At 41.6% G+C, this 6,172-nt stretch carries 6 protein-coding genes and 1 tRNA gene; 6 read left to right on the forward strand and 1 reads right to left on the reverse strand.

The window, feature by feature from the left end:
• Nucleotides 1–92: 92 nt before the first annotated feature.
• Nucleotides 93–422: a hypothetical protein gene (locus CEV08_RS08655; RefSeq protein ID WP_100131215.1), complete on the forward strand. Its 330-nt coding sequence runs from the start codon at nucleotides 93–95 to the stop codon at nucleotides 420–422.
• Nucleotides 423–601: 179 nt separating this feature from the next.
• Here the strand turns inward: CEV08_RS08655 and CEV08_RS08660 are convergent.
• Nucleotides 602–676, reverse strand: a tRNA-Thr gene (locus tag CEV08_RS08660).
• A 196-nt stretch (nucleotides 677–872) separates the two neighbouring features.
• Here CEV08_RS08660 and CEV08_RS09595 point away from each other — a divergent pair.
• The 5 genes from CEV08_RS09595 (at nucleotide 873) to CEV08_RS10305 (ending at nucleotide 5,282) form a co-directional block, all read left to right on the forward strand.
• Entirely contained in the window at nucleotides 873–1,025 is a 153-nt protein-coding gene (locus CEV08_RS09595) for a hypothetical protein (RefSeq protein WP_180753578.1), read from the forward strand.
• A 165-nt stretch (nucleotides 1,026–1,190) separates the two neighbouring features.
• Nucleotides 1,191–2,486, forward strand: coding sequence for a UDP-N-acetylglucosamine 1-carboxyvinyltransferase (gene murA / locus CEV08_RS08665; RefSeq protein ID WP_100131216.1), 1,296 nt, complete (start codon nucleotides 1,191–1,193; stop codon nucleotides 2,484–2,486).
• Between the two features lie 872 nt (nucleotides 2,487–3,358).
• Nucleotides 3,359–3,499, forward strand: a complete 141-nt coding sequence (locus CEV08_RS09600) for a hypothetical protein (RefSeq protein ID WP_180753579.1) — start codon at nucleotides 3,359–3,361, stop codon at nucleotides 3,497–3,499.
• Between the two features lie 1,216 nt (nucleotides 3,500–4,715).
• Entirely contained in the window at nucleotides 4,716–4,916 is a 201-nt protein-coding gene (locus CEV08_RS08685) for a hypothetical protein (RefSeq protein WP_100131220.1), read from the forward strand.
• A gap of 225 nt (nucleotides 4,917–5,141) precedes the next feature.
• A complete protein-coding gene (locus CEV08_RS10305; protein ID WP_432417145.1) occupies nucleotides 5,142–5,282 on the forward strand; it encodes a hypothetical protein in 141 nt (46 codons plus the stop codon).
• The last annotated feature ends 890 nt before the right edge of the window (nucleotides 5,283–6,172 follow it).

Consider the following 6,172-nt stretch of genomic DNA (forward strand, 5'->3'; position numbering starts at 1 on the left):
TTGTTGGGGGGGGCAGAGTTTTATGGGACTTAGGGGTTGATGGGGTTTAGGGGTGCAATAGTGAGGCTTGGCATAAGGGGAGGGCATCTTATGTGAAGGACAAGAGGGGGAGAGAATTTTTTGCTCTTCGGATTCTTATGAAAACAAAACAACGCTCTCAGAATGTATCAAAGGTGCGTATAAATAAAATCAAACTACTCGTCTTAAAAGAGTGCGGATTGCAAAAAGGGGCGGATGAGAGCGCGTCAAAGAATGTTGAGCATAAAATTAGCAATGAAAAATCTTCTTTGAAAAGGTGGGTTGTCAATTTTTTGGCTCATGGGGTTGTTTGGCTTATGGGATTGTTTTGCGACTTATTGAAGGTTTTGGTGGATGCTTGTTGTGCTCCTTACAAAGGACAAAGAGAAATAGGGAAAAATTAAGTTGAGAGGAGATTTATGGAAATTAAGCGCGTCATAGGAGGGCATTGCGTTGGAAGCCATTAAAATGCACGGTTTAAAGGGGGAGGATTCAATGAAGCTGGTGAAAACTGGGAAACTGATCAAAACTGGGGGAAAAAATTGATGCGTATCGGGAAGAGAAAGGCAAAGGAAAAATAAAATGGTGCTGCGAGAGAGGATTGAACTCTCGACCTCTCCCTTACCAAGGGAGTGCTCTACCACTGAGCTACCGCAGCCGTTTCCAATCTTTGCGCTGTCTTGTGCCATATTGTCAGAAAATAGGCAAGAGAACATTTGTATATTCTTGAAAGAAAACGTATCTTATGTCATGACATAAGATACGTTTTCTTATATTCTTAATATTTAAGTCCCTGGGTATTAAGGCAATGAGTTGCTTGGATAAAAGCTTGACACTGCTCAAAAGGTTGCGCAATGAAACAAATGCATCAAAAACAAAAGAAAGATGAAATGAATCATCAAGACCAAAAAGAAAAACGACGTCAAGAAAGATTAGCGCAACAATTGCGGCAAAATCTCAAACGTCGAAAAGAGCAAAGTCGAAAAAGAGCGCAATCAGAGCTCTAAAATGCAAAAAAAAATGTTTTTTAGTGCATTTTTGCAACCAAACTTCTCAATAATTTGTTCTCAGAGTTGGAATGCGTTTTTAAAAAAACGATCAATAAAGCATGACTTTCCAAAGAGCAAGAAACTTTTGGGCAAGGTATTTATCAAGTAAAAGAGGGAAACACTATGGATTCTATTCAAATTGTTGGTGGGGAAAAACTTCAAGGAACAATTTCTATCTCAGGGGCAAAAAATGCTGCATTGCCTCTGATGATTGCGGCGCTGTTGACAGAAGAAACCCTCACTTTAGAAAATATTCCCCATCTTGCTGATGTTGAGTTGCTCATCCGCATTCTGAATAATCATGGTGTTGGATATGCTGTTGATGGACAAGAGTTTAATGATGAGGGTGCTAATTCAAGAACCATCCATTTTACTGCGCAAAAAATCGCCACTATACGTGCACCATACGAATTGGTGAAAAAAATGCGCGCAAGCTTTTGGGTTATCGGACCTCTGCTTGCACGATGCTTAGAGGCTTATGTTTCGCTCCCTGGAGGGTGTGCTATCGGAACAAGACCTGTTGATTTTATCCTCGAAGGACTGAAAACTTTAGGCGCTCATATTGCAATTGAAAATGGATATGTTCATGCAAAAGCACCAAAGGGATTAAAAGGGGCTCACTACCGTTTTCCTAAAGTCACGGTCGGGGGAACCCATGTGCTGCTGATGGCAGCAACAATGGCAAAGGGAACAACCATTCTTGAGAATGCAGCTTGTGAACCAGAAGTCACAAATCTTATTCGAACCTTAAATGCTATGGGCGCTCAAATAATTGGTGAAGGAACAACAACGCTCACTATTGAAGGGGTGAAAAAACTCAAAGGAACAAGAATACGAGTCATTGCGGATCGAATCGAAGCAGGGACATATGCAATGGCGGTGGCTATGGCGGGCGGTGATGTCTTTCTTAAAAATGCCAATCCTAATCATCTCACAAAAGTGCTTAAGGTTCTTCAAAAAACAGGACTTGAGATTCAAATAGAACCTCAAGGAATTCACGTTAAACGAAATCCACGAAACACAAAAATTATGCCCGTTGATATTCAAACAGGACCTTATCCTGCTTTTCCAACGGATCTCCAAGCACAGTTTATGGCGCTTATGACACGGGCTGAAGGAATTGCCCATATTACTGAGACGATTTTCGAAAATCGTTTTATGCATGTGCAAGAACTTAATCGTTTAGGGGCAGAGATAAAACTCGATGGACAGACAGCCACTGTCTATGGAAAAGAGAATTTGCAAGGAGCCCCCGTCATGGCGACAGATTTGCGTGCTTCTGTTTCTTTGGTGATTGCGGCATTGGCAGCAAAGGGAGAAACAATCGTCAATCGTGTCTATCATCTTGATCGTGGATTTGAGCGGTTGGAAGAAAAATTAGCGCGATGTGGTGCAAAAATTCAACGGTTGACGGCGTGAATTGTCAAAGATGTGCTTATCGTTTGGGTGATTGCCTGAGAGAGAGATTATGAGAGAGAGATTACTTGTGGGGAGGCTGCTCGGGGGTAGTTGCCTAAGAAAGGTTGTTTGGAAGTGATTGTTTGAGGGGGAAGTGGTTTGGGGAAGGATGGTTGGAGCGGGCCATGCGTAGAATGTTGTGGATGCGCTTTAAAGATGCTTTGGAGGCGGGGTGAGAGAAATCGTTTGAGAGAGGTTGCTTGAGAGAAGTGGTTTGGGGGTGGCCATGCGCGGAATGTTGTGGAAGTGATTTAAAGATGCTTTGGAGGCGGGGTTGGGACAATGTTTGTTCTTTTAAATGGTTTGCTTTTTTGTGTGAAAAATTGAGGGCTTATGTGGAGAATTGGGGACGGTTTTCTAGAGCGCCCTTTTCACCTTTCAAGGGTATGACTTTTTTTACTGTTTTTTGGGGAAAGATTTTTTCTTTAGAACTTTGATCTGCGTTCTCTTGAGGTTTCTTGGGGGGATCATGTGTGTGTCTTTTATGGCGCTCCATGACACGGGCTGAAGGAACACGCCCATATTACTGAGACGATTTTCGAAAGTCGTTTTATGCATGGGCAAGAACTTAATCGTTTGAGGGCAGAGATAAAACTTATTTTTCTTCATTTTAAAAATCATAAAGTTTTTATCCTTCATCTAGGGGGTGTAGATAAAGCGCTATGAGGGTGAGGTGGGGCAGAGGTAGTTGAGAGGTGTGGGGTAGTGAGGTGGGTGAGAGGGCAATGCATCTCATGAAAAAGAGCATTGGGAACAGAGCCTTTGCAAGGGGGGCGTGATGGTGACAAGTTTGTGCGCTTTTTGTTTCTCTTGTATTTTTATTTTTTTGGTGATTGCGGCGCTCTTATCTTGTTCCACTGGCTTTCATTGGCAGCAAAGGGAGAAATAAGCGCTATCATCTTGATCGTGGATTTGAGCGGTTGGAAGAAAAATTAATGCGGTGCGATGCAAAAATTCAACGATTGACGGCGTGAATCTTGTCAAAGATGTGCTTATCGTTTGGGGCAGTTGCCTGAGAGAGGGTGCTTAGGAGTTTGGTTGTTTGAGGGGGCATGTGCAGAATGTTGTGGATGTGCTTTAAAGACGCTTTGGAGGTGGGGTGAGAGAAATTGTTTGAGAGAGGTTGCTTTGGGGGAGAGATTGCTTGAGAGAGGTTGATTTTTAGGGCTGTGCTTTGGGGAAGGACTAGACCTGTGCTCTTTTAAATGGTTTGCTTTTTCGTGTGAAAAATTGGGGGCTTGTGTGGAGAATTGGGGGGGATGACTTTTTAGAGCGCCCTTCAAGATCCTGCTTTTTAAGGGTGAGAGGATAAGTGTTCTTGGAGAGGGGGAGGTTGTTAAGGGTGGCGTGCTGTTTAAGGCTTGTTTGAGGGGCCGCTTTAGGGCGCGCGTTGGAAGGTGGGATAATACGTGTATGATATGGATTTTGGGGTATAAAGGGTTTCAGTATGCGTGTGAACGCTGCCAATAAATGCAAGTGCTCCAATTGAAAAAGGTCTGATACAAGTAGGATCTTATAATAAAATGAGAAGATAAGAGAACAGCTTTGCTATCAGAACGATAATGCGATCTTCTTATTTGTGTTTTTTGTATTATTCTTCATCAGTAAAGTATTAAAAACATTCATATCAAAACAAATATGAAGTATTCATAATATTTATTGTTTTTTTAATATAAAAATATGGTATAAAATAATTTGTGTATTTTTACACTGTTTATCATTATTCAAGGAGAACGAAATGAAAAAATCTTTGAAATTATTAAGTACTCTATTGGTTATGGTTGGGTTTTATCAAGGTTATTGTTCTCAAACGCTTGCAGGCGCGCGGTCTGCTGCTAAACATGTCAAATTTGATGGATGTTGGGATGACCCCAAGTATGGACGACAATGTATAGACATGAGCAAGATTTCAAGTTGACACACGCTAGAAGGTAGCAGTGAGGATTGTGTTACCACTCAATGATCTTGGGCGCTTCCTTTAAAAATTGAGGAAGAGAGTATTGTTCATGAGGCGCGCAGATAAAGCGTCATGGGCTAGGGGTTAAGGCATTGTTCATGGGATAGGGCATGGAAAACAGAGCCTTTGCAAGGGGGCGTGATGGTGACAAGTTTGCGCGCCTTAATATAAAAATATGGTATAAAGTAGTTATTATATTTTTATAGTGTTTATCATTATTCAAGGAGAACGAAATGAAAAAATCTTTGAAATTATTGTATACTCTATTGGTTATGGTTGGGTTTTATCAAGGTTATTGTTCTCAAACGATTGCAGGCACGCAGCCTGATGCTTCAAAAATCCCATTTTTTCAATGTTGGGATGACCATGAGGGTGGTTTTGTGTGTCTAAAATTTGAAGATTGCTTGAAAAGCTTCCAAGTTGACACACGCTAAAAGGTAGCAGTGAGGATTGTGTTACCACTCAATGATCTTGGGCGCTTCCTTTAAAAGTTGAGGAAGAGAGTATTGTTCATGAGGCGCGCAGATAAAGCGTCATGGGCTAGGGATTAAGGCATTGTTCATGGGATAGGGCATGGAAAACAGAGCCTTTGCAAGGGGGCGTGATGGTGACAAGTTTGCGCGCTTTTTGTTTCTCTTGTATTTTTATTTCTTTGGTGATTGCGGCGCTCTTATCTTGTTCCACTGGCTTTCATTGGCAGCAAAGGGAGAAATAAGCGCTATCATCTTGATCGTGGATTTGAGCGGTTGGAAGAAAAATTAATGCGGTACGATGCAAAAATTCAACGGTTGACGGCGTGAATCTTGTCAAAGATGTGCTTATCGTTTGGGTAATTGCCTGAGAGAGGTTGCTTAGGAGTGGTTGTTTGGGGGGGGGGCATGTGCGGAATGTTGTGGATGTGCTTTAAAGACGCTTTGGAGGTGGGGTGAGAGAAATTGTTTGAGAGAGGTTGCTTTGGGGGAGAGATTGCTTGAGAGAGGTTGATTTTTAGGGCTGTGCTTTGGGGAAGGACTAGACCTGTGCTCTTTTAAATGGTTTGCTTTTTCGTGTGAAAAATTGGGGGCTTGTGTGAAGAATTTAGGGTGGGGGATGGTTTTCTAGAGCACCCTTTAAGATCCTGCTTTTTAAGGGTGAGAGGATAAGTGTTCTTGGAGAGGGGGATGTGTTTTTAGAGTTGAGATGAAAAATGAGTGCGATGTGGTGCAAAACTTCAATGTCTCACAGTTTAATTCCTTTCAAAGCTATTTTTTAAGCTTTCTCTTTGAGGTAAAAAAATCAAGGTGTATTCATCATTTCAATCAATGCAGAGTTTGTCTCATGGATTTGGAGAGCGCGTATAAGAGTTCGAGGGGGCTCTCATAAAAAAACAAAATGCAATCTTTTGTTTAATTTCTCATGAGAATTAAAAGTTAAAAGAGTTTTTTGCTCAATAATAAATTATTCTATAACCTTTTTCTGAGGGCAGGAGATGTTTTTTGGGGGATCATGTGTGGGGTTTTTTATGGCGCTCCATAACGCGGGCTGAAGGAACCCGCCCATATTACAGAGACAATTTTCGAAAATCGTTTTATGCATGGGCAAGAACTTAATCGTTTGAGGGCAGAGATAAAACTTATTTCTCTTCATTTTAAAATCATAAAGTTTTTATCCCTCATCTAGCGAGCGCAGATAAAGCGCTATGAGGGTGGGG

The sequence above is a fragment of the Bartonella tribocorum genome (assembly GCF_002778015.1).
Classification (GTDB): domain Bacteria; phylum Pseudomonadota; class Alphaproteobacteria; order Rhizobiales; family Rhizobiaceae; genus Bartonella; species Bartonella tribocorum_B.

Bases quoted from the DNA above. Each gene is read 5' to 3' on its own strand.
- CEV08_RS09595 (WP_180753578.1), top strand. From the start codon at position 873: ATGAAACAAATGCATCAAAAACAAAAGAAAGATGAAATGAATCATCAA.
- murA (WP_100131216.1), top strand. From the start codon at position 1,191: ATGGATTCTATTCAAATTGTTGGTGGGGAAAAACTTCAAGGAACAATT.
- CEV08_RS08685 (WP_100131220.1), top strand. From the start codon at position 4,716: ATGAAAAAATCTTTGAAATTATTGTATACTCTATTGGTTATGGTTGGG.